This window comes from Marinobacter manganoxydans MnI7-9 (assembly GCF_000235625.1).
Classification (GTDB): Bacteria; Pseudomonadota; Gammaproteobacteria; order Pseudomonadales; family Oleiphilaceae; genus Marinobacter; species Marinobacter manganoxydans.
The window spans coordinates 1-24,064 of record NZ_AGTR01000036.1; the positions used below are offsets into that span (position 1 = coordinate 1).

The window sequence follows — 24,064 nt, forward strand, 5'->3', positions numbered from 1 at the left end:
GGCTCCGGCGTTCCTCAACCCACTGCGTGGGTTTCGGTCGAACCTCTTATCGGTTCAAATCCTCCCAGCTATACAAAGCAAAACGCCTCAGCCTGTGAGGTTCACAAACTGAGGCGTCTTGATCCTAATATGGCGCGGCTGGGAGGATTCGAACCTCCGACCGCCTGGTTCGTAGCCAGGTACTCTATCCAGCTGAGCTACAGCCGCTTAAAACTTGTGGCAGGTTGATCGATGGCGCGGCTGGGAGGATTCGAACCTCCGACCGCCTGGTTCGTAGCCAGGTACTCTATCCAGCTGAGCTACAGCCGCACATTGATCACTTGCTGTGGTTGAGTGCTACTTCAACCTGTCTCTCTTTCCTCAAAAAGGAAATGGCGGAGAGGGAGGGATTCGAACCCTCGGTACGATTGCTCGTACGGTTCCTTAGCAGGGAACTGGTTTCAGCCACTCACCCACCTCTCCTTGAGAACGGGGCGTATACTACCATAATTTTTCTGTTTTCATAGGGTTGACACGAGATTTTTCGGGCCCGTTTCCCCACACCATCAAAAAAGCCGTTCAGGTTTCCCTTGAACGGCTTTCTGACTCTCAGCTGTTGCCGGGCTCGGGCTCTTCAGAGCCTTTTTCCGACTGAATCCGCTGGTAGATTTCTTCACGGTGTACCGCGACTTCTTTCGGGGCATTGACGCCAATGCGCACCTGATTGCCTTTCACTCCCAGGACGGTGACGGTGATATCGTCGCCGACCATCAGAGTTTCGCCCACGCGGCGAGTCAAAATCAACATATCCCTTACTCCCTATCCAGAGCTACCTGTTCCGATAAATGGTTTTTTGATCTATTTATTGCTTTTATAGTGGGATCACTTACTGATCTGTAGACGCACATTCCCTTATACGGTGCACGTTTGTCATAGGCTCAGTATATGACGCCCTTTTTTCGGAGGCCCCGCAGACCGACCTTTTATCTGCGGTTTTCAGGCCTCTTCCGATACCGCGGGCTTGTCCAGTTCAAATGCACTGTGAAGTGCGCGAACCGCAAGCTCAAGGTATTTCTCGTCGATCACCACGGAAATCTTGATTTCTGATGTGGAGATCATCTGGATATTGATTCCCTCGTTGGACAGCGCCTCGAACATCTGAGTGGCCACACCAGCGTGAGAACGCATACCGACACCCACGATACTGACTTTGGCAATCTTGCTGTCACCGGCCACTTCACGAGCACCCAGTTCGTCTGCAACACGCTGAAGCACTTCTTTCGCACGCTTGAAATCATTGCGATGGACGGTGAACGTGAAGGCTGTGCGGTTATCCTCACCCACGTTCTGCACGATCATATCCACTTCGATATTGGCGTCACTCACCGGCTTCAGAATACGCAGCGCGCTGCCCGGGGTATCCGGTACGCCGGCAATGGTCAGTTTGGCTTCATCACGGTTAAAAGCGATGCCGGAAACAACCGGTTGTTCCATGGCTTTTTCATCCTCAAGAGTAATCAGGGTGCCCTCGCCTTCCTGGAAGCTGGAAAGAACCCTTAATGGAACGTTGTATTTACCTGCAAATTCTACAGAGCGGATCTGGAGCACTTTCGAACCCAGACTCGCCATTTCAAGCATTTCCTCGAACGTAATCCGTTCAAGCCTGCGCGCAGTGTCGACAACCCTTGGGTCGGTTGTGTAGACACCGTCAACGTCAGTGTAGATCTGGCATTCGTCTGCCCTGAGCGCTGCCGCCAGAGCCACCGCTGTGGTATCGGAGCCGCCACGCCCGAGCGTAGTGATGTTTCCACTCTCGTCTATGCCCTGGAATCCGGCAACCACAACCACTCGACCAGCATCCAGATCTTCGCGCATGCGCTGCTCATCGATCTGTTTGATCCGCGCCTTGGTATGGCTGCTGTCGGTCAGGATGCGCACCTGAGAACCGGTGTAGGACCGTGCTTCACAACCGAGCTTCTGCAGCGCCATGGACAGGAGCGCAATGGTTACCTGCTCACCAGTGGATACCAGCACATCCATCTCACGCGGTGTCGGCTCCTCCATGATGTTGTTGGCCAGGGCGATCAGCCGGTTGGTTTCACCGCTCATGGCGGAAACCACGACAACAACATCATGACCTTCCTTCCGAAAACGGCTCACCTTCTCGGCTACCGCTTCAATACGCTCGGTTGTTCCAACCGATGTGCCACCAAATTTCTGAACCAACAGAGCCATTATTTTCCCAATATCCGAAACGGGGACTCACAGCGGAGTGACACTCCGCCACTAAGAAGAAACGGGCGGGATTATAAACCCCAGCCCGCCGACAAAAACAGTTGCTTAAGCGATATTTTTCTCGACCCAGCCGGCAACACCCGCCAGGGCATCCTCCAGCTTGGATGGATCGTTGCCACCACCCTGAGCCATGTCGGGTCGCCCCCCGCCCTTGCCATCGACCTGCGCGGCCAGATGCTTCATGAGGTCCCCGGCCTTGATCCGGCCCGTGGCCGATTTTGTAACACCGGCAACCAGAGTCACCTTGCCATCTTCCACGCTGGCCAGAACCACAACGCCCTCGCCCAGCTTGTTCTTCAGCTGATCAGCCGTCTCCATCAGGGCCTTGCGGTCAGCACCTTCCAACTCGGAAGCCACCACCTTGAGCCCGCCGACGTCGACAGCGGTGCTGGCCAGATCGGTACCGGCCGAGGAAGCAAGTTTTGCCTTCAGCGCGCCCACTTCCTTCTCAAGCTGACGGTTGCGGTCAATCGTCTGCTGGACCTTTTCAATGACCGACTCGCGGGAGCCTTTCACCAGACGGGCCGCCTCGCGAAGGGTACGCTCGGTGCCGTCGATCCAGTCCAGCGCGCCCATGCCGGTAACGGCTTCGATACGACGGACGCCGGATGAGATGCCACTTTCAGAGGTAATACGGAAAAGGCCAATGTCCCCGGTACGGGAAACGTGCGTACCACCACACAGTTCAACGGAGTAATTGTCGGTACCCATGCTGAGTACCCGAACCACATCCCCGTACTTTTCCCCGAACAGCGCCATGGCACCCTTTTCCTGGGCCTTTTCCATGTCGGTAATTTCGGTCTGGACCGGGCTGTTTTCCAGGATCTGCTCGTTCACCTGGCGCTCAATCTCGCGAAGCTGCTCCGGAGTAACGGCCTCGAAATGGGAGAAATCGAAACGCAGTTTATCCGGGTCCACCAGTGAACCTTTCTGGCTAACGTGCTCACCCAGTACCTTGCGCAGGGCCGCGTGCAGTAGGTGCGTAGCGGAGTGGTTACGCTTGGTTCGCTCGCGACGGGCGTGATCAATCCGCGCATCGACTTCCAGCCCCGGAAACAGCTCGCCCTCGATCAGGGTGCCAAGGTGCAGGTGGTTATCCCCCTCCTTGCGGGTATCCGTTACCTTGAACCGGCCGCCGCTCCAGGTCAGCAGACCAGTATCGCCGACCTGGCCACCAGACTCGGCATAGAACGGCGTACGTTCGAGCACCACAACGGCCTCATCACCGGCTTCGGCGGTCTTTTCCTCGCCGTTCACGATGACTGCACGGATTTTCTCGTGGCCGTCAATGTGCTCGTAACCGGTGAACTCGGTCTTGCCCTCGAGCTGTAGGCCCGCGGCGTTGTAGTCGATGCCGAATTTGCTGGCTGCCCGGGCGCGCTCGCGCTGACCTTCCATCGCCTTCTCATAACCTTCGTAATCCAGCGTCAGGCCTCGTTCGCGAGCGATGTCGTTGGTCAGGTCGACCGGGAAACCATAGGTGTCATAAAGCGTGAAGATTGTCTCGCCCGGAATCTCGGCACCCTTGAGTTCGGCAATGTCCTGCTCAAGCAGACGCAAACCCTTGTCCAGCGTCTTGGCAAACTGCTCCTCTTCCTGCAGCAGAACCTTTTCAATCTGTTTGCGGCTGCTGACCAGCTGCGGGAAGGCCTCGCCCATCAGCTCGCACAGTGCACCGGTGAGTTTGTAGAAAAACGGCCCGGTTGCACCCAGCTTGTTGCCATGGCGTGCCGCGCGGCGAATGATACGGCGCAGCACAAAACCGCGCCCCTCGTTTGAGGGCATGACGCCGTCCGCGATCAGGAAGGCGCAGGAACGGATGTGGTCCGCGACCACACGCAAAGATGCTTCCGTGGTTGCGGCACCGCCCAGAATCTGTGAGGCGGCTGCCAGCAAATCCTGGAACAGATCAATTTCATAGTTGCTGTGAACACCCTGCAGAACCGCCGTGATGCGCTCCAGACCCATGCCAGTGTCAACAGACGGCTTGGGCAGCTTCAACATCTCACCGTCAGCGGTGCGGTTGTACTGCATGAACACCACGTTCCAGATTTCGATGTAGCGGTCACCGTCCTCTTCCGGTGATCCGGGGGGACCACCAGCAACATCCGGGCCGTGATCGTAGAAGATTTCGGTGCAGGGACCGCAGGGACCGGTGTCCCCCATCTGCCAGAAGTTGTCTGAGGCGTAACGGCCGCCTTTGTTATCGCCGATACGGACGATACGGTCTGCCGGCACGCCGATTTCCTTGTTCCAGATGTCGAAGGCTTCGTCATCTTCCGCGTAAACGGTAACCCAGAGTTTCTCCTGAGGCAGGTTCAGCCAGTTCTCGCCGGTCAGGAATGTCCAGGCGTAGTTGATGGCTTCCCGCTTGAAGTAATCACCGAAGCTGAAGTTGCCCAGCATCTCGAAGAAGGTGTGGTGACGGGCGGTGTAACCGACGTTTTCGAGGTCGTTGTGCTTGCCGCCAGCGCGGACACATTTCTGGGACGAGGTTGCCCGGGTGTAGTCGCGCTCTTCACGACCCAGGAACAGGTCCTTGAACTGGTTCATTCCCGCATTCGTAAACAACAATGTGGGGTCGTCCGCAGGTACCAGCGAACTACTTGGAACAATGGTGTGACCTTGCTGCTTGAAATAATCGAGGAATGCCTGTCGCAACTCTGCGGTTTTCATAGCCCTTTGATACCTTTCCAGAAACCCGGCGGAAATGCCGCCCGGTCCGCGATTGAATACGGATACTTACATGCTTGTGCAAATCCGCTACTCTAGCACACGCCGAGAACAGGAAAAACGTGAAACATCACAGGAGATTCCATGCCCCGACGCTTCCATGACGCCGAGGAACTATTCCCACCAGCCACCGCCCTCAAACGTGCCCTTGCCATTATTTACGACGGTTTGATCAGCATTGCCGTGCTGCTTGTCGCTACCTGGGGATACACCATGGTGGCTGGCTGGATCACCGGCTGGGACAGGTACGAACAGATGGCCGAGGCAGGCCAGCTTTCCGGGGACCCGGGGCTGACGTTCACGTTGTTCCTGATCCTTTACCTGTTCTTTGCCTATTTCTGGACGCGCATTGGCCAGACCCTGGGGATGCAGGTCTGGCGGATTCGAATTGAAAACATTGATGGTACTTCGGTGAGCTGGAGCAAGGCGCTCAGGCGTTACGTGACGGCGGCGGCTGTGATCTTCCTGACACTTCTAGGAAGCTACTACCTCGGAGCTGCCACCCTGTTTCTGGGTATCCCGGCTATTGTTGCGCTGTTCTATCCGATCAATGGTCTATCAATTACCGACCGCCTCTCTGACAGCGTGGTTGTATCCATACCCAAAGAAGCGACCAAAAAGTAATGGTTTAGCCGCCGGAATAGCAGGGCTGGTCAACCAGCCCGCCGCATCAGGATGCCACCAGCCACGGCGCTTACCGCGATGGGCACCAGCACCGCAAGCATTGGGTTGAACCCGTATACAAGGCTCATTGGCCCAAGAAAATCCTGCATATATTTGAACAGAAGCCCCACCAACAGCCCGGTAAAAACCCGGAATCCCATGGTGACCGAGCGCAATGGCCCAAAGATGAAGGATATTGCCACCAGCACCATGACCGCCGTTCCCAGAGGCATGAGCGCCTTCTTCCAGAACGCCAGCCAATAGCGGGAGGCGTTGAGGCTTTGCTCGCCAAGATAGGTGGCGTATGTGTAGAGTCCGGTCATCGAAAGATTCTCGGGCTTCACGATCAACACGCTGAGAACGCCGGGCGAGAGGCCGGTTTCCCAGCGCAGGGTCCGGTCGTCAACCCGTACTGTCCGATCATCCTCGAAGCTCGTGGTGCGAACATTCTCCAGCAACCAGTGGTCGCCCTGATAAATCGCTCGCTCCGCAAAACTTGCGGCCAGCAGCTGCCGATCATCATCAAACTGGAAACGCGACACCCCATGCAGGACGCCATTCGGTTGCACGGCATTGAGATGGATGTATGAATCCCCTTCCTTGTGCCAGACCCCCGAAGCCGACGCCACGTTGCTACCGGCGCCCAATGCCACCGCCTTGTAACTCTGGGCCACACGCTCGGCAGGCGGAGCCAGATATTCGCCTATCAATACACCCAGAACCACGATAACCAGCGCCGGCTTCATTGCGGACCAGACAATACGCTTGAGCGATACGCCGGCAGCCCGTACAACCGTCAACTCCGAGGAACTGGCCATAGAACCCAGGCCCACCAGGCAACCCATGAAGGCACCCAGCGGCAGATAATCGTAGATTCGTCTTGGCAGGGTCAGAAAGACATACCAGAGTGCGTCCAGGATCTGGTAGTTGTTGCGGATGTCATCCAGTTCGGCGATGAACGCAAAAATGAGATCAAGGGACAACACCACCATCATCACGAGGAACATCGCGCCGCCAACCGAGCGCATTACATACCCGTCAATCTTGCGCACGAGCACCCCCATCCCGAATCAGGCGCCGGCGGTACAACCACGCTGGCCCGAATTGAAGCCATAGCCCAAAGCCGAGGAACAACGCGTGGACCCAGAGCATGCCCAGCCATTCCGGGACCTTGCCGGCCGCCAGCCAGTCCCGGGCTACAATGAGTAGGCCCAGATAAGTTATGTAGACAAGCATTGCCGGTAACAGATGAAAGAACCGGCCCTGGCGTGGATTCACGCGGCTCAGCCTCACTGCCAGCAACGTTACGATTGGCACGATGAGCGGCAGCGAAAATCGCCAGTGCAGCAACGCACGATCTTCCAGGCGGTCTGACTGCATCAGGCTCCAGGTACTGGCGCCCTCTTCCCGCTGCTTGGTGCCAGCCTCGCCGCCCTCAATCTTCAGACCGTAGGCTTCGAAATCGATCACATTGTAATTTAGCTGGCCCGCGGCGCCCTCAAAGCGACCGCCGTTTTCCAGTATGAGAAAACGGCTGCCGGTTTCCGGATCGATCAGCTGGGAGCCTGAATCTGCGGTTATGATCGTCAGACCACGCCCGTCCGGTGCGTATTCGGCGATAAAAACGCCCTGCAACTGGCGCTTGTCTTCACTCAAAGCCTCGGTATAGGTCACCCGTCCGCCAGAGGAAAAATCCTGGAAGCGCCCGGGCGCAAGCATTTCAAATTCGGTTGCCTTTCGTTGTTCGTTCAGAATTTCCTGAACCTGATTCATTCCCCAGGGCGACACGTAAAGACTCATGGCACCGACAATGATCATCACTGGCAGACTGCCCAGAAGCGTTTTTCCCAACAGTGCCTTGTCACTCACCCCACAAGCGGACAGGACCGTCATTTCGCTTTCGAGATACATACGCCCATAGGCGAGCAGGATGCCGATGAACAGCCCGAGGGGCAGAATCAGCTCAAGAAAACCCGGAAACCGGAAGGCCATGATCTCCAGCAGCACACCGGCCGAAATGCTGCCCTGGGCCGCACTGTCGAGATATTTCAGGAAACGGCCGCTCATGAACACCAGCAGCAGGATGCCCGAAACGGCAACCATGCTGATCATGATCTGGCGTATGAGGTAACGGAAAATGATGCTCAAATCGGTCTCTCTGGCGGTATCCGCTGAAACGTGGAGGTCGCTGGGAACTGCGCGTATTCTATGTAACCTTCGTGCCGAATGACAGAGTAGCGGTATTACACCGGCATGAAGGCACAGACAGGCACGGAAGCGGCGCCAATCGCTTGATAATTTCCCCGCAAGCCCCAATGCTAGACTAGATCACAATCAAGAACGATTCCCGCCGCCGGCGGGAGCCTCGTGAACAATCAACAGGAGTTGCCATGAATTTCAGCCTGAGCAGTAAAGCCATCGCCAGCACCAAAGCAGACTGTCTCGTAGTTGGCTTGCCTGAGAAAGGCACCTGGCCCGATTCAACGAATCAGGCCGATGAGGCTCTGGGCGGGATGATCAAGACACTCCAGAAGGCCGGTGATCTGTCCGGCAAGAATGCCACGACGCTGACCATTCCCCTGACCGATCAGCCCTGGACTCGCCTGCTTGTGGTTGGCACTGGCAAGGATGCGGATCGCAGCCCCGCCAACTACCGTAAAGCGTTGATCGCGATGATGACCGCGCTCAAGGACGGCCCGTCCAAAAGCGTCGCGATCGCTCTCGCAGATACCCCTGTAACCGGCGAAGAAGCTGTGAGTTCTGAAACAGCCCGTCTCAGCCTGATTGGCCGGACCCTTGAAGATCAGCTTTACACCTTCAGCGACTTCAAAAGCGAAAAGCCCGCCGCCCGGAAGGTCAACAAAGCTGTTGTGCATGCCTCCAGTGCCGGCAAGGCCCTCAAGGACGCCTTCAACCTCGGTCTGGCCACCGGCCGTGGTATGAATCTCACCCGGGATCTGGGCAACACGCCGCCCAACATCTGCCACCCGGAATGGCTGGCTCAGCAAGCCAAGAAGCTGGCCAAGGATTACGACTGCATCAAGACCGAAGTGCTTGACGAAAAGCAGATGGAAAAGATGGGCATGAACACCATCCTGGCCGTGGGCAAAGGCAGCACCCAACCGCCGCGACTGATCGTGATGGAATACCGTGGTGGCAAGGCCAAGGACAAGCCCCACGTACTTGTGGGCAAAGGTATCACCTTCGACACCGGCGGTATCAGCCTCAAGCCCGGCGAGGGCATGGATGAAATGAAGTACGACATGGGCGGCTCCGCCAGTGTCTTCGGCGCCATGAAAGTGCTCGCCGAAACCCAACCCAAGATCAACGTGGTGGCTGTGATTGCCGCAGCAGAGAACATGCCGGATGGCGGCGCTTCCCGCCCTGGCGACATAGTGACCACGCTCTCCGGCATGACTGTTGAAATCCTCAACACCGACGCCGAGGGGCGCCTGGTATTGTGCGATGCCCTCACCTACGTGAAGAAGTTTGACCCGGCCGCCGTCATCGATCTGGCGACCCTGACCGGCGCCTGCATCATTGCACTTGGCAATCACGCCACCGGCCTGCTGGCCAACAACGATGAACTTGCCAACGAGCTTCTTGCCGCCGGCGAGCGTGCCGGTGACCGGGCATGGCGCCTGCCGCTCTGGGACGAATACCAGAGCCAGCTCGACAGCAACTTTGCCGACATGGCCAACATCGGTGGCCGCCCTGCAGGGACCATAACAGCGGCCTGTTTCCTTTCCCGCTTTGCCAAGGACTATCGCTGGGCGCACCTGGACATCGCCGGCACCGCCTGGCACTCCGGCAAAGCCAAGGGCTCATCCGGTCGCCCGGTGCCCATGCTGGTCGACTACCTGATGTCCCATGCAGGAAAGTAAGCCCTCCAGCTCTTCGGAGACCGGCAGCCCAGCTGCCGGCCACTCCGGACAGGAAGACCGGAACCAGCGCTACTGGTTTCACATCCTTGCCCAGAATACGCCCGCCGCCCGCAATCTCCACGCTGCCAAACTCGTGGACAAAGCCTGGCAGCAGGGCGACCGCGTGTGCGTCGTGTGCGATACCATGCAACACGCAGAAGAGCTGGACGACCTGCTCTGGAACTTCAGCCCGGACGCATTCATCCCCCATAGCGTTGTTCCGGACTCTGCCACAACCTGCTCCGATCCCGTTGGCATTCTGCTTTGCCCGCCGGCGCCAGAGGATTGGGATACCGTGATCATTCTCTCCGCAACCTTGCCGGCGGATGCCGACCGGTTCAAGCGACTGGCCCTGGTTGCCCATAACGACCCGAATGTTCTTAATCAGGCGCGGTCACACTTCAAGCAATTGCGGGCACTGGGGATTGAACCCCGGGTGCATGATCAGAGGAAGCGTTAGGTTCGCCGCAAACAGGGCGACCATGTATAATCGTGCGTCTCAATTTTCCCTTGTGAATCAACCAACGGTCACTGCAGAACCCCATGGAAAAAACCTACCAGCCAGAAAACATCGAGCGCCAGTGGTACGAAAACTGGGAATCCAAAGGGTACTTCCGCCCCAGCGGTGAAGGCCAGTCCTACAGCATCGCGATCCCGCCGCCCAACGTAACCGGCAGCCTGCACATGGGCCACGCGTTCCAGCACACCATCATGGACACCCTCACCCGCTTCAAGCGCATGCAGGGCCGAAACGCACTGTGGACGGTTGGTACCGACCACGCCGGCATTGCCACCCAGATGGTGGTTGAGCGCAAACTCGCTGCGGAAGAGGACAAGACCCGCCACGATCTGGGCCGGGAAGAATTCATCAAGCGCATCTGGGACTGGAAAGAGCACTCCGGGGGCACCATAACCCGCCAGATCCGCCGCCTTGGCAATTCCGTGGACTGGGACAACGAACGCTTCACCATGGACGACGGCTTCTACAAAGCCGTTCAGGAAGTGTTTATCCGCCTGTACGACGAGGGACTTGTCTATCGCGGCAAGCGGCTGGTGAACTGGGACCCGAAACTGCACACCGCCATCTCCGATCTGGAAGTGGAAAACAAGGAAGAAAAAGGCTTTTTCTGGCACCTGCGTTACCCGCTGGCTGACGGCGCGCAAACCCAGGATGGCAAGGATTACCTGATCGTTGCCACCACCCGGCCGGAAACCATGCTCGGTGATACGGCCGTGGCCGTGCATCCGGAAGACGAGCGTTATCAGCACCTGATTGGCAAGCACGTGATGCTGCCGCTGGTGAACCGCCGTATTCCCATCGTTGCCGACCATCATGCCGATCCGGAGAAAGGCTCCGGTTGCGTGAAGATCACGCCGGCCCACGACTTCAACGACTATGCCGTGGGCAAGCGCAACAACCTGCCGATGATTAACGTCATGACCCAGGACGCCAACATCCGGGACGTGGCCGAGGTGTTCAATGCCGACGGCACCGAAAACACCGAACTCGATGGCACCATGCCGGGTGCCTACGCTGGTCTGACCCGCGAGGCGGCGCGCAAGCAAATCGTTGCCGATATGGAAGCCGAGGGGCTGGTCGAGAACATCGAGGATCACGTACTCAGCGTCCCCCGCGGTGACCGGTCGGGCCTGATTATCGAGCCCATGCTCACCGACCAATGGTTTGCCGATGCCAAGACCCTGGCCAAGCCGGCCATTGAAGCGGTGGAAGACGGTCGTATCCAGTTCGTACCCAAGCAGTACGAGAACATGTACTTTGCCTGGATGCGCGATATTCAGGATTGGTGTATCTCGCGCCAGCTGTGGTGGGGCCACCGCATTCCGGCCTGGTACGACGCCGACGGCAATATCTACGTGGGCCGCAGCGAAGATGAAGTGCGCCAGAAGCACAACCTGGACGCCAATGTCGCCCTCGAGCAGGATGAAGACGTTCTTGATACGTGGTTCAGCTCTGCCCTGTGGACGTTCGGCACCCTGGGTTGGCCAGAGATCACCGAGCGCCTGAAAACCTTCCATCCGACCGACGTGCTGGTCACCGGCTTCGACATCATCTTCTTCTGGGTCGCCCGGATGATCATGATGACCATGCACTTCATGAAGAACGAAGACGGCAGCCCCCAGGTACCCTTCCATACCGTCTATGTCACCGGCCTTATCCGTGATGAGCACGGCGACAAGATGTCCAAGTCCAAGGGCAACGTGATCGACCCGCTGGACATGATCGACGGCATCAGCCTGGATGACCTGCTGGAGAAACGAACCGGCAACCTGATGCAGCCCAAGCTGGCAGAGAAAATCGGCAAGCGCACCAAAAAGGAATTCCCGGAGGGTATCACCGCCCACGGCACCGATGCCCTGCGCTTCACCCTTGCCGCCATGGCAACGACCGGCCGCGACATCAACTGGGACATGAAGCGCCTGGAAGGCTACCGCAACTTCTGTAACAAGCTCTGGAACGCAGCCCGCTACGTGTTGATGAACACCGAAGGCGAAGACTGTGGTGTGAATGACGAGCCCGTGGAACTGTCTCTGGCAGACCGCTGGATCATCAGCGAGCTGCAAAGCTGCGAGCAGGACGTGATCCGTCACCTGGACCAGTACCGCTTCGATCTGGCGGCCTACGCGCTCTATGAGTTCATCTGGAACGAATACTGCGACTGGTATCTGGAACTGTCCAAGCCTGTGCTCAGTGATGAAGACGCCAGTGCCGAAGCCAAACGTGGCACCCGTCGCACCCTGGTGCGCGTACTGGAATCCGTTCTGCGCCTGGCGCACCCGATGATGCCGTTTATCACCGAGGAAATCTGGCAGCGGATCGCGCCCCTGGCCGGCAAGACTGGCGACAGCATCATGCTGCAGGCCTACCCGCAACCGGATGCAACCAAGCAGGATTCAGCGGTTACCGCTGATATTGAATGGCTCAAGGGCGTGATCGTTGCCGTGCGGAACATCCGGGGCGAAATGAACATCTCGCCGGCGAAGAAGATTCCGGTATTGCTGCGCGGCAAAGACGCCGAGGATCAGCGCCGCATGAATGACAATCGCCAGTTCCTGAGCTCCCTGGCCAAGCTGGAGAGCCTGGACTGGTTTGAGGGTGACAAAGCCCCCATGTCTGCCACTCAACTGGTGGGAGACATGGAAGTACTGGTCCCCATGGCCGGCCTGATTGACAAGGATGCCGAACTCAAGCGTCTGGACAAGGAGCTGGAACGCCTGCAGAAAGAGATCGGTCGCCTGGAGGGTAAACTGGGTAACGAGAAGTTCACGGCCAAGGCTCCAGCCGAGGTGGTCGAGAAGGAACAGGAAAAACTCCGGGACGCCCAAAGCAGCCAGGCCCGCCTGAGCCAGCAAAGGGCCGATATCGAGGCCATGTAACCGGCATGATCGGTATTCTCGGTGCAGGCTCTCTGGGCAGGCTCTGGGGCGCAATGCTACCCAACGGTTGCGTTGCCTTCGTGGCCAGACCGGGCGAGACCACCGACTCAAGCCTCGATTACCGTTTCCGGCCCTTTGAGGGGCCGGAATCCTCCATACAGATTCCCTTCCTCAGGACCGGCGACACGCCGGACCTGATGCTGGTAACAACCAAGGCCGGTGATACCCTGAGCGCCGTGGCAGGCGTGATCGACCAATTACCCTTTGACACCCCCATCCTGCTTTTCCAGAACGGACTGGGCAGCCAGCAATCTGTCGCCGAGCGGTGGCCGGAGCGCCCGATCCTGGCCGCCAGCACCACCGAGGGCGCAAATCGACCTGAACCGGGGCTTCTCGTCCATGCCGGTACCGGCGATACCTGGGTGGGTCCGCTGACGGACCAGGCCAGATTCTCGGTGGACCGCGCGGTCGCCATGCTGGAAGACTCCGGCCTGGCCATTCATCGGGAGCCGGCCATCCTCCAGCGACTCTGGCAGAAACTGATCATCAATGCGGGCATCAATCCCTACACCGCGATCCTGAACTGCCCCAATGGCGACATCCTGTCTGCAGGGCTATATCAGGACACCATCGAGGAACTTTGCCGGGAATTGTCAGAGCTGATGAGCGCCGCCGTCCAGATTACGGAAACACCGGATTCCCTGCGCCAACGCATTGAACAGGTCGCTCAAAACACCGCCGGCAACACATCGTCGATGCGTGCCGATGTTCTCCGGAAACGCCAAACCGAGATAGACTTTATCAACGGGTATCTGGCAAAACTCGGAAAAGAACTCGGTATCGACACGCCGGTGAACCAAATGCTGACCGAACGGGTACAACAACTGTCGTCACATTAACAGGAGCAGACTGATGGGCAACCGCCTTTCCAAGATTTACACCCGCACCGGAGACGATGGCTCCACGGGCCTGGCCGATGGCAACCGGATTGCCAAGAATGCCCAGCGAGTTGAAGCCATGGGCACCGCTGATGAACTCAACTGCCATATCGGGTTGCTAATCGAAACCCTGAACAGCGACGACGAACTGGTGGAGAGCCTGCGCCGCATTCAGCACCATCTGTTTGACCTGGGGGGCGAATTTGCCATCCCCGGCAGCCGTGTCATCGGTGACGAGCACATCGAATGGCTGGAAGGCACCCTGGACCGGCACAACGAAGGCCTGCCACCGCTGAAGAATTTTGTCCTGCCCGGCGGCAGCCCCGGCGCCGCCCAATGTCACCTTGCCCGGGCGGTCTGCCGTCGTGCAGAGCGGGTTGTCGTCGCCCTCGGCCATGAGGACTCCATCAAAACCGCTTCCCGACACTACCTGAACCGTCTCTCGGATCTGTTGTTTGTCATCGCCCGCGTACTCGCCCGGCGCGAGGGTGGCGAAGAGATTCTCTGGGAACAAAAAAAATCCGGCCTCTAAGGGCCGGATTTTTTATGCGCCTGATCGCGCGCAAAGGTCCGCTGGTCAGACCTTGAACGCTTCCACCAGACGCTGAAGCGACGCTGTCAGTTGCGACATTTCTCTGGAAGAACCCAGGGTTTCTTCAGCATTGGCGGCTGTTTTATGGCCCAGCTCGCCAATCTGCTCAACGTTCGAGTTCACGTTTTTCGCGACGGCAGACTGCTCTTCGGCGGCCTGGGCGATCTGGTGACTCATATCCACGATCACGGAGATGCCCTTGGCGATTCTGTCCAGGGCTTCTGTCACCTCTCCAGACTTCTGCACCGTTGCCTCGGTCACGTCCCGGCTGTTGGTCATGGCCGACACCGCGTCTTTGACTCCGCTCTGGAGACGGGAAATCATGCCTTCGATTTCTTCCGTCGATTTGTGCGTGCGCTGTGACAGCGAGCGAACCTCATCGGCAACCACCGCGAATCCTCGCCCCTGCTCCCCGGCTCGGGCCGCCTCGATCGCGGCGTTCAGGGCGAGCAGGTTGGTCTGCTCGGCGATGGCCTTGATCTCGACCAGCACCTGACTGATGTTGTCACTGTCCTTGCTGACCCGGTTGATCACTTCCACCGCGCCTGAGATTTCACCCGCCAGCTTGTTGATGGTTTCAACCGTGTCGGCCACCACGCCCCGGCCGGTTTCTGTGTCCTGTTCGGCATTGCTCGCGCTGTCCGCAACCCGGTGCGCGCTTTCGGTGACTTCATGAACCGCCTCAACCATCTGGTTCATGGCTTCATTGATCTGGCCGCTTTCTTCCATCTGACGCGCAACCGCTTCGCTATTGGCCGCAGCGGTGTCATTGACCCGGGTGGCCTGCTGGTCTACGTCCGCCGTCGTCCGGCTGACAGAGCGGATCAGCTCGGCAATCCGGTCGGTCATGTTATTGAATTCCGTCGTCAACTCGCCCAGCTCATCGCGGTTGCGCAAACTGATGTGCGTGGTCATGTCGCCGGCGGCAACGTTCCGTGCGGCTTCGCTGAAGCGGTTGATGGCGGTACGTACGGACATGAAGAAGCCGATGTAGAGATAGACAACCACAAGCAGCACGGCGATCAGGGCAACCACAATCAGGCGACGCTGGTTGATCTCACTCTCGAGCCGTGCGCGCAGGTTCGAGTCGACCACGCTGAAGGCAGCCGTCTTGACGTCGTCGTAGTGGGCCAACTGCCCGGACATCAGATCGTCGTATTCGGTCCAGGGCATTTCCAGACGCATGGGCGTTATCACGTTCAGATCCAGATGATCCCGAACCACCATCAAACTCTCGTCAACCCGTTGAATGGCGTTGCCTGCCTGATTGGCGAGGGCCGGCGATGCTTCAGAAGCAAGAGCCAAAGCCGGTGAAAGCAAGGAGGTGCGATTGGTCAACTGGTCATAGATTTCGTTCAGGGTTTCGCTCAGGGCGTAACCTACCTGCCCCTCGACCAGTGCGAAGATTCCGTAGGATTTTGCCCGACCGATCACGGTGCGTGCAGCCGGGAGAGAGTCCTGGACCAGGCCCAGAATCAACTGGTTTTCTCTTGAGGCCCCCTGCCCCAAACCAGAGATTTCAATGGTGGCCGAAAGCAGCGCCTGTGCCTTCTGGACGAATTCCTGATAATACTTGAACTGAGGATCGAAGCTGCCCTGGTAATTGTCATCGGCCCGCAATGCTTCCCACTCCTGGCGAAGGCCTTCAACCTGATCGGCCCAGGAGCCAGTCGTATCAAACGAGCGCTCTTCTGCGGTCAGAGCCGCCAGCAGGCTGTCAATCTCAGTGGCCGCTTCTTCGGAAACTGCGGTAATGGCACTCTCATCCTTGATGATCGCCGGTGAGCGATAGTCTCGATAATCCATCGCCGCATCCACCAGCCGATCCACTTGCTGGAGTTGCTCCAGCCCCTCGACACCCCGGGTCATGGTCTGAACCGAGCGATTCAGCTCGGAAATGGCAAGCCAGGACAGCCCGCCAATTGGTAAAAGGAACAGAATGCTGATGAGACTGAACTTGTAGACCATCGGCAGCCGGTTCATCAGGGCAATGGCAGGATTAATGAGTTGCTTCACAGGGACCCTCGTGCTGGCAAATAACCACTGAACGTTAATTCTTTTCTTCTATTGTCGCCTAAAGTCTTAAAAACTTAAGCTTTATTTGTTGTTAAACTGCAATGTTTTATAAAATCCGGGCTAAACGACGCCGGAAATAACCAGCAGGGCGAGTATGCATATCCATACCAGCATGCTTCTGTTCAGCAGATCCCTTACCGCTCGCAGACTCCTTCCCCCAAACGCTGTCCACTCATCCGGGTGAATCCGGGAAAACCTCGCTGGATCCAGTGCATACCCGGTTAACGACCCGTTGGCCGAAATCATGAGTACCTCGCCCGCTTTTTTGGAGATTCCGGTCAGAGTCTGGCGAGTTTCACGCAGCCAGCCGGCCAGATCTCCGGCAATTCCGAACGTTAACGACAAAAGCCTGGCAGGAATCCAGCCGGCAAGGTCGGACATTTTTGCAAACCTGGGCCTGGCCGGCGCCTGCGGCCATTGCTCGGCGAGCGCTACCAGCCCACGCGCCAGGACCGCGAGACCGATACCGCCAACCACATACCAGAAAGCCACCAGAAAAAAGCGCTGGAACACCGAAACCATCAGTGCCTTGGACAGGGAGAGGTGCATGGCCTCGGGAGACACTGCGGCTCCCCGTTCATCGGCCGGAAGAAGGTCTTTCACATGATGCCAGGCCGACTGCATGTCTCCCCGATGCCACGCCTCCGCATAGGCCCGCAGTACCTGTCGCCAGCCCGGCGTTCCCATAAGGACGACCAGCACCAGGAACTCCAGCGGGTAAGCCGCCATTCTCCAGCCAGAAGACACCAGCAGGTATTCCGCAAGCCCCAGTATCAGGGCCGGCAACAGGACCAGTGCCAGCCCGGTTGCTATCCCCGATTCATGGCCCGCCCTGACCCGGCTGCCGTAGCGGAACCAACGGCGCCAGACCTCATCGCCAGACAGCATGTCCAGGGAATCCAGACGCCTACGTACCATGTAGGCCAGAAGAAACACAACAAATACCATTCAGACGTTCCTCCCCGATCCTCGGACTATTTCCAGGGCTGACCGGAAATACCGCCAGTCAAAAGCCGGGCCGGGATCGCTCTTCCTGCCGGGCGCAATGTCGCAGTGCCCGGTAATCCGATTGGCCGTGATATCCGGCCAGGCCGTCATAATCAGGTCCGCCACTTTCGCCAGCATGCGATATTGCTCGGTGGTGTAAGGGGTGTCGTCGGTCCCTTCCAGCTCAATCCCGATGGAAAAATCATTGCATTCCTCCTGCCCTTCAAAACACGATCGGCCGGCATGCCAGGCCCGATCAAGCAGGCTGACAAACTGCACCAGCGCGCCATCGCGGCGAATCAGCAGGTGCGCAGACACCTGGACGCCCTCGATAGTCTTGAAGTAGGGGTGCGCAGAATGGTCGAGTTGGTTGCAGAAGAAGTCTTCTATTTCGCGGCCACCAAACTGGCCCGGAGGCAGGCTGATATTGTGGACGACCAGAAGAGAGATGCCCGCTCCATCCGGACGAGGCCCGAAATTCGGCGAAGGGGTCCAGCGGGCGAAGGAAATCTGCCCGGTTTCGCGAAGCGAATTTCCATCGGTACCGGAGGCGGAAGGGCGTTCGGAAAAAACGTCTGAATCGGGCAAAGTAATTCCAAAAGTTTCAGAGCATTACAGCCTCTGATTGAATCACAAAGTTGCCACGGTTGCTACGAATCAGTCCTTGCGGCTGCTGCGCAGGTTGTCGATGATCGACTCCAGTGCCCGGTCGAAGATCAGACCATCATCCAGCATGCTGATTTTCCCGAATTCCATGTCGGCGGCCAGTTCCTGACGCAGATACTCTGCCACCTTCGCGCCACTGCGATTCACAAAGATATATTTGCCAGTGGCCTTGATAAAGGCCGCAAGCTTACAGCGCACCCGGGTTTCGTCGCGGGTAAGTTCAATCCAGGAACCCACACGCAGGCTTTCGGCCTTTGACAGCCACTCTGGAGATACTGAAGCAGTCTGCGTTTCAGCGTCCGCCTGGGAGGCAGCCTCGCTGACCACAGAAACAGGCACTTCAGGCTCGGCCGGCGAGGGCGTTGCTTTGACAGCGTCTTCGGCCGCCGGCTCAGGGGGCTCGACGGGCTGCTCAGCAGCGGGCTCCGGAACGAGCAGATCCTCTGGTTCCGAAGGTGATTCCGGCCTGGACGGAGCCGTCACCAATCGCTGGAAAACATCCACATGGGCAAGTTCAAGGTCGCGAATCGCCGCATCGGTGGCAAACGGGTCCCAGGAAATATCCTGCAGTGCCTTGCGAAGGTCGTCCACAATGGCCGGTATTGCCCTCAGCAGATCTGACCTGGTGGTATCAGTGACCGGGCGCGGATCCACACTCCAGACCAACTGCTCGGTCAGGTTCCGGGCGTGCTGCCACCGGTCGCTTTCCTCGCCCTCCCGGAGGACAACCCATTGCAGGTACCGGGTCCAGGCTTCGCTCAGGAGGCCGGCAACCGGTTCGGGCACGTCCCGCTGCTCTGTCAGCTCCTTAACCAAGCCTTCCGCCGCCTGGGACGCCCGCTCCTGTCGAGCCCGCCCTTCTTCAGCATCCCGAAGACGTTGCTCGACGAGCTCACGACGCCGGCGATCGAGATCCATGAAGTGGCTGAAATCTTTGAGCAACTCCTCGAACAGGGAGACGTTGGTAGTGAACTCTGTCAGAACCCGATCTACCACCGATTCGATTTTGTCCCGAAGCGGGTCTCTTTGCCCGGCCTTCTTCTCGGTCCAGCCAATGGCCGAGAGTGCCAGCTCGTTAAGCAGTTTTCGAACCGGGTGACCGCCCCGGTTGAAAAAGTTCTTGTCACTAAGCGCCACTTTCAGCACCGGAATCTGCAGGCGCCCGATCAATGCTTTCATCACCGGATGCAGTTGGCGATCTTCCAGAATAAAGTCGAACAGCATGGAAACCAGATTGATCACGTCACTGTCGACCTGCCCAACGCTCAGGCTGTTGCCATCGCCGGAACGCAGGATGGGTTGAAGCTGCTCGTTCAGAGGTACAACGGTACCTTCACCCCATTGCCTGCTGCTCGACTGCGCTTCAGTCAAACGGGCCATAAGCCTGTCGGTATCAATGTAGCTTTCGCCGACCGAGGATCCGCCAGTGACAGCATTGGACTCACCGCGATGCAACAGCGCGCTGAGCTCCGAGAAAGTGGCCTGTGATTGAGACATACCCTGACTCTCGCTGGCAGAATCCGCCTGACCGCTGGCACTGGTCGGCACTGAACTCTCTCCTGACCCACGTTGACCGGAGCGGGAGGGCACCTTGCCGGTGGGCGGTCGTTTCATGTCAGGCATTACGCCTTCACTGATCAAGGTGCGATTGGCTTCTTTGTAGAAATCACCGAGGGTATCGGCAAGCAGGCGATCAAACAGCTTCAGAACCACCAGCTTGGCCCGGATATCAATGTCGAGGTCGGCACAGGCCTCGGCAACACCACCACAGATGATTTCCGGGCTCAGCGGCATTTGTGCGTCTTTCAGCTCGATACCCGGCACCAGATGCCCCACCCGGACGGTAAGCAGACGGATCTGTTCGGTATAACGGTTCCGGAGTTTATTTATGAGATTGTCGACTGCCACCTGCTGCTCAAGCTGGGAATGGTCAACGAGGCTGAGAGAGTCCTCGTCAACTTCATCCAGCGACCTGGCACTTTGCTGGGGCTGGAACCTGCCGATTTCATTGAAGGCCTGGCTGACATACTGGAGGATCGAGACCACCATGGCTTTGCGACGAAGCCTGAGCTCCCGCATGGCATCAAAGTAGGCGGTCTGGTCGAGGTTGGAGCCGGCTCTGTCCGCGAGTTCAAACAGGGCATCATCGGCACGATCGAAAAAACTGGCAAGAACGGACTTGAGGGACTGACCCGATGCGTCACGCAGGCGCACGAGGGACGCAGGCAAAGAAAACCGGGCGGGCGGTTTCCGGCCTGAAAAGCTGACAACCTTGTTATCGTGCACCATCTCGCTGCTCCGCCTTGTATTACACAATTGCCTGTTTATTTCTCCACTTCACATGATACGAGCTGCCCACGTCAGGTTGTGTCAGAATTTGTCACCTTTTGTGTAGACCTGACGTGCATCACAGTTTAGCAGCCCAGCCCCAAGAGTTTGGCGATTCACCGGCGGCGCTTTAGAATTGACAGCCTGAAACGCCGTCAACCCACTGCACCGGACTTTTTGCCCTATGATTGCCCCTGAACTCCTCCGCCAGGCCAGAATTGAAAATGTTGCCCAGAGTCTGCGGGAGGACATCGGCGATGGCGACATTACGGCCAGACTGATACCAGCCGACAAACAGGCAACAGGGCGGGCAATTACGCGGGAAACCGCCACCATCGCGGGCAGGGAGTGGGTGGACGAGGTTTTCCGACAGGTGGATCCGGCCGTTGAGCTGAACTGGCAGGTGGCCGATGGAGAGACCGTGTCACCGGATCAGGTGTTGTTTACCATGCAGGGTTCGGCACGAAGCCTGCTAAGCTCCGAACGCGCGGCTCTGAACTGGCTCCAGTCCCTGTCTGGCGTTGCGACCGCCTGCGCAGGCTATGCCGCCCGGGTTGCACACACCGGTGTTCGACTGCTGGATACCCGTAAAACCCTGCCCGGTCTGCGCCTGGCCCAGAAATACGCTGTAACCTGTGGCGGCTGCTTCAATCACCGGATCGGGCTGTGGGATGCCTTCCTGATCAAGGAAAATCACATTGCCGCCTGCGGCTCCATTGCCCTGGCCATTGAAGCCGCCCACCGGATTGCACCGGGCAAACCGGTGGAGGTGGAAACCGAGAACCTTGACGAGCTGGAGCAGGCCCTTCTAGCGGGTGCAGACATCATCATGCTGGATGAGTTCTCACTTGAAGACATGCGGACCGCGGTCGCTACCACGGGTGGCAAAGCAAAGCTGGAAGCATCCGGGGGAATCAATGCCGACACCTTGGTGCCGATCGCCGAAACCGGCGTGGACTTCATCTCGATTGGCGCGCTGACCAAGGATTTGAAGGCTGTCGACCTGTCAATGAGACTGGACTGATCACTCCCCGCTAAGCAGGCGGTCGATCACCTCCAGCTCCCGAACCAGCCTGCTACCGGACTCCGGTCGCCCCCGGAAATGCTCTTCGGCCATCGGCGCTATGCCGGAGGCCGAGGGCAACGGGTGGTCATTTTCGATAATGATCTTCATTCTTTCCACAAAAACAAATTGCAGCCACTGGGTAAATTCCAGCGTATCGATGCAAAAGGGCTGCGCACTCTGGAACGCCTCGTCCGGTGGCGGCTCTGACTCCCAGAGCCCCAGCTGCCGCAACTCCATCTCAATGTTCAGAAGGCAGTCCGCAACCTGCCCGACCGGGTTACCGGATTCGGTCATATCAGTCTCGCTTCAATCGTTAAGCGGCTCAAGCTCCACGGTTTCGCCATGCAGAACCCGGAACAGGTCCTCGTACTGGCGCGTCAGCGGGTGCTTGGGTGCCATGTGAATCAGGGGCTGCCGGCTCTGGTGGGACTCTTTCATCTTCACGGAACTTGAGAGACGCACAGGCAGAACCGGCAAGCCCTCCTCGGTAAGCTCCCTGACCAGCTGCTTGGGCAGGCTGGCCCGCGGCTGGAACTGGTTGGCAACAATCCCTTCGACAACAAGATCCTCGTTGTGATCTTCCTGCAGATCACGAATCTCGTTGAGGATGTTGTACAGCGCCTGACGGGAAAAATCGTCACAGTCGAAGGGTATCAGGCAGCGCTGGGCTGCAATCAGGGCAGACCGGGTATAGAAATTGAGCGCCGGCGCGGTATCGATGTAGATCGCATCGAAGGATTCACCCAGTTTTTTCAGGGCTTCCCTCAGCTTGTATATCTTGTGCTTGGCCTCCAGCTTGCGCTCGAGAAAATCCAGCTCCGGGCTGGAGGGCATCACAAACAGGTTCTTGAACGGTGAGGCATGGACAAATTCGTCCGGACGGCGATTGAACACGGTAAAGGCCACCGTCTGCTCCAGCATATCCGCAACGGTGTCCTTGAGCTCGCTCGCAGGCTTGCCCAGCAGATAATGGGTGGAGTTTCCCTGCGGATCAAGATCCACGACCAGGGTGCGCTTTCCACGAGCGGCGCTGATAGCTGCGAGATTGCACGTGATACTGGACTTGCCGACACCGCCTTTCTGGTTGAATACCACCCGTCTCATATTGCCTCTCCCTTGATGAATCCGTTATCGATTTCTGCCCTGCGATGAACCCATTCCAACTCACCACCCCATCACTGTCTTCACAAACGGAATAGTAAGCCGCCGCTGTGCCTGAAGTGAATTTTCATCCAGTATATCCAGAATCCCCAGCAAATCACCGAGCCTTCGGGGCGCCCGGCGCATTATATAGCTGGCCACATCATCCGCCATCACCAGGCCACGTTTCTCGGCACGGGCCCTGAGAATGGTCAGGCGATCCTCATCCCGGTAAATACCCAACTGGATGATCAGCCCGTGACTGAATCTGGAGACCAGATCCGGCAACTCAAAGGGCAAACTGGCCGGCAAATCGGCCAGACTCACCAGCAAGAGGCCGCCTCGATCGAGAATCCGGTTATAGAGATGAAAAATGGCCTCTTCCCAGACCCGCTGGCCTGCGATGCGGTCGACATCGTCAAGACAGACGATCTCATGGGTCTCAAGCCCCGACAAGGCATCGGGACCAAAAGGCTCTAGCTCTGCGATGCTGATACACACCGCTGCCCTGCCCTGCTTTTCGCCCAGGTGGCACACTGCCTGTAGAAGATGGCTCTTGCCGGTATCGGCATCACCGCACAGAACAACGACAGGCATATCATCAGGTTGCTGACAAACGCTTTCAAGACGCTGGGCTGCGCTCGTGTTCCGGTCGCCATGGAAATTGTCGAATCGGGCGTCGTCACGCAGCTTGACCCCGAGCACCAACTGGGATGCGGTCATGGCCGGGTAGCCCTCCAGGCCCGCAAGCCCCACACAAACAGGTAATGCGCCCCGCTGAACACGGTGGAAACAGCCACCAGGATAATGCCGGCATCCACCACCCAGGGCTGCATCGGCAGGTCCGCCAGAAGCACGATGATGGCCAGGGCTACAAGAATCTGGATAAACGTATTGATCTTGCCGGGAATGCTGGGCTCCATATCGTATCGACCAACCTTGTAGTGGTAGGCCAGAGCGCCGACCACAATCAGCAGATCACGCCCCAACACCAGCAGAAACAGCCACACGGGCAGAACCTCGGTGAGAGTAAGCATCAGGTACGCGGTGATCAACAAGGCCTTGTCGGCGAGAGGATCTGCAATTGCACCAAGCCTGGAACGCCAATTGAAATGGCGGGCAAGGAAGCCGTCAACCGCGTCTGTGCCGGCGGCCAGAAAGAATATCAGCAACGCCCGGCGATAATCTCCGATCAGTAACGCTCCCGCGAAGGGAGCGATCAGAAGAATGCGCAGGAACGTCAGGGCATTGGGAATCCAGCGCCAGCGGTGCAAATTCAAAA

Annotated in this window: 20 protein-coding genes and 3 tRNA genes; 7 read left to right on the forward strand and 16 right to left on the reverse strand. The window is 58.0% G+C overall.

What is annotated here, in order from left to right:
* Nucleotides 1–130: 130 nt before the first annotated feature.
* The 6 genes from KYE_RS09650 to alaS form a co-directional block, all read right to left on the reverse strand.
* Nucleotides 131–207, reverse strand: a tRNA-Arg gene (locus tag KYE_RS09650).
* 25 nt (nucleotides 208–232) lie between these two features.
* Nucleotides 233–309: transfer RNA gene (locus tag KYE_RS09655), tRNA-Arg, on the reverse strand.
* 63 nt (nucleotides 310–372) lie between these two features.
* Nucleotides 373–462: transfer RNA gene (locus KYE_RS09660), tRNA-Ser, on the reverse strand.
* Nucleotides 463–588: 126 nt separating this feature from the next.
* Entirely contained in the window at nucleotides 589–786 is a 198-nt protein-coding gene (csrA, locus tag KYE_RS09665; RefSeq protein ID WP_008172808.1) for a carbon storage regulator CsrA, read from the reverse strand.
* A 189-nt stretch (nucleotides 787–975) separates the two neighbouring features.
* On the reverse strand, nucleotides 976–2,214 hold the full coding sequence (locus tag KYE_RS09670; protein WP_008172810.1) for an aspartate kinase: 1,239 nt from the start codon (nucleotides 2,212–2,214) through the stop codon (nucleotides 976–978).
* Nucleotides 2,215–2,319: 105 nt separating this feature from the next.
* The gene (gene alaS, locus KYE_RS09675) at nucleotides 2,320–4,950 is read right to left on the reverse strand and encodes an alanine--tRNA ligase (protein ID WP_008172812.1); all 2,631 of its coding nucleotides are present in this window, start codon (nucleotides 4,948–4,950) and stop codon (nucleotides 2,320–2,322) included.
* A gap of 141 nt (nucleotides 4,951–5,091) precedes the next feature.
* Between alaS and KYE_RS09680 the strand changes: the two genes are divergently transcribed.
* Nucleotides 5,092–5,631 (forward strand): RDD family protein, encoded by a 540-nt coding sequence (locus KYE_RS09680; protein WP_008172814.1) that lies wholly within the window; start codon nucleotides 5,092–5,094, stop codon nucleotides 5,629–5,631.
* 29 nt (nucleotides 5,632–5,660) lie between these two features.
* Here the strand turns inward: KYE_RS09680 and lptG are convergent, their stop codons facing one another.
* Nucleotides 5,661–6,722 carry an LPS export ABC transporter permease LptG gene (gene lptG / locus KYE_RS09685; protein WP_008172816.1) on the reverse strand — a complete coding sequence of 354 codons (1,062 nt, stop codon included), beginning with the start codon at nucleotides 6,720–6,722 and terminating at the stop codon, nucleotides 5,661–5,663.
* Entirely contained in the window at nucleotides 6,709–7,818 is a 1,110-nt protein-coding gene (gene lptF / locus KYE_RS09690; protein ID WP_008172817.1) for an LPS export ABC transporter permease LptF, read from the reverse strand. The genes lptG and lptF overlap by 14 nt, the downstream gene beginning before the upstream one ends.
* A gap of 242 nt (nucleotides 7,819–8,060) precedes the next feature.
* Here lptF and KYE_RS09695 point away from each other — a divergent pair, with 242 nt between their 5' ends.
* The 5 genes from KYE_RS09695 to KYE_RS09715 all read left to right on the forward strand — a co-directional run bounded on the left by KYE_RS09695 (nucleotide 8,061) and on the right by KYE_RS09715 (nucleotide 14,459).
* Nucleotides 8,061–9,554: a leucyl aminopeptidase gene (locus tag KYE_RS09695; protein WP_008172818.1), complete on the forward strand. Its 1,494-nt coding sequence runs from the start codon at nucleotides 8,061–8,063 to the stop codon at nucleotides 9,552–9,554.
* Nucleotides 9,541–10,053: a DNA polymerase III subunit chi gene (locus KYE_RS09700; RefSeq protein WP_008172819.1), complete on the forward strand. Its 513-nt coding sequence runs from the start codon at nucleotides 9,541–9,543 to the stop codon at nucleotides 10,051–10,053. Before KYE_RS09695 ends, KYE_RS09700 begins: the two co-directional genes overlap by 14 nt.
* 83 nt (nucleotides 10,054–10,136) lie before the next feature.
* Complete coding sequence (locus tag KYE_RS09705; RefSeq protein WP_008172820.1) at nucleotides 10,137–12,989, forward strand: valine--tRNA ligase; 2,853 nt, start codon at nucleotides 10,137–10,139, stop codon at nucleotides 12,987–12,989.
* Nucleotides 12,990–12,994: 5 nt separating this feature from the next.
* Nucleotides 12,995–13,888: a ketopantoate reductase family protein gene (locus KYE_RS09710; RefSeq protein WP_008172821.1), complete on the forward strand. Its 894-nt coding sequence runs from the start codon at nucleotides 12,995–12,997 to the stop codon at nucleotides 13,886–13,888.
* A gap of 13 nt (nucleotides 13,889–13,901) precedes the next feature.
* Nucleotides 13,902–14,459 (forward strand): cob(I)yrinic acid a,c-diamide adenosyltransferase, encoded by a 558-nt coding sequence (locus tag KYE_RS09715; RefSeq protein ID WP_008172822.1) that lies wholly within the window; start codon nucleotides 13,902–13,904, stop codon nucleotides 14,457–14,459.
* 45 nt (nucleotides 14,460–14,504) lie between these two features.
* On the opposite strand, the gene KYE_RS09720 is transcribed toward KYE_RS09715, so the two are convergent.
* The 4 genes from KYE_RS09720 to KYE_RS09735 all read right to left on the reverse strand — a co-directional run bounded on the left by KYE_RS09720 (nucleotide 14,505) and on the right by KYE_RS09735 (nucleotide 20,537).
* Entirely contained in the window at nucleotides 14,505–16,535 is a 2,031-nt protein-coding gene (locus tag KYE_RS09720; protein WP_008172823.1) for a methyl-accepting chemotaxis protein, read from the reverse strand.
* A gap of 120 nt (nucleotides 16,536–16,655) precedes the next feature.
* Nucleotides 16,656–17,543: a hypothetical protein gene (locus tag KYE_RS09725; protein ID WP_008172824.1), complete on the reverse strand. Its 888-nt coding sequence runs from the start codon at nucleotides 17,541–17,543 to the stop codon at nucleotides 16,656–16,658.
* The gene (ampD, locus tag KYE_RS09730; protein ID WP_008172825.1) at nucleotides 17,544–18,170 is read right to left on the reverse strand and encodes a 1,6-anhydro-N-acetylmuramyl-L-alanine amidase AmpD; all 627 of its coding nucleotides are present in this window, start codon (nucleotides 18,168–18,170) and stop codon (nucleotides 17,544–17,546) included.
* Nucleotides 18,171–18,239: 69 nt separating this feature from the next.
* Nucleotides 18,240–20,537 carry a DUF1631 domain-containing protein gene (locus KYE_RS09735; RefSeq protein ID WP_008172826.1) on the reverse strand — a complete coding sequence of 766 codons (2,298 nt, stop codon included), beginning with the start codon at nucleotides 20,535–20,537 and terminating at the stop codon, nucleotides 18,240–18,242.
* A gap of 223 nt (nucleotides 20,538–20,760) precedes the next feature.
* On the opposite strand from KYE_RS09735, the gene nadC reads away from it, so the two are divergent.
* Nucleotides 20,761–21,600 carry a carboxylating nicotinate-nucleotide diphosphorylase gene (gene nadC / locus KYE_RS09740; protein WP_008172827.1) on the forward strand — a complete coding sequence of 280 codons (840 nt, stop codon included), beginning with the start codon at nucleotides 20,761–20,763 and terminating at the stop codon, nucleotides 21,598–21,600.
* Here nadC and KYE_RS09745 read toward each other — a convergent pair whose 3' ends face one another.
* From KYE_RS09745 to KYE_RS09760, 4 genes are read right to left on the reverse strand one after another with little or no spacing between them, the layout of a single operon-like run.
* A complete protein-coding gene (locus KYE_RS09745; protein WP_008172829.1) occupies nucleotides 21,601–21,936 on the reverse strand; it encodes a YqcC family protein in 336 nt (111 codons plus the stop codon). It lies immediately after the preceding gene.
* Between the two features lie 12 nt (nucleotides 21,937–21,948).
* Nucleotides 21,949–22,746, reverse strand: coding sequence for a ParA family protein (locus KYE_RS09750; protein WP_008172831.1), 798 nt, complete (start codon nucleotides 22,744–22,746; stop codon nucleotides 21,949–21,951).
* Between the two features lie 60 nt (nucleotides 22,747–22,806).
* Complete coding sequence (gene hda / locus KYE_RS09755) at nucleotides 22,807–23,505, reverse strand: DnaA regulatory inactivator Hda (protein ID WP_008172833.1); 699 nt, start codon at nucleotides 23,503–23,505, stop codon at nucleotides 22,807–22,809.
* Nucleotides 23,502–24,062 (reverse strand): CDP-alcohol phosphatidyltransferase family protein, encoded by a 561-nt coding sequence (locus KYE_RS09760; RefSeq protein WP_175497385.1) that lies wholly within the window; start codon nucleotides 24,060–24,062, stop codon nucleotides 23,502–23,504. Before KYE_RS09760 ends, hda begins: the two co-directional genes overlap by 4 nt.
* Nucleotides 24,063–24,064: the final 2 nt, after the last annotated feature.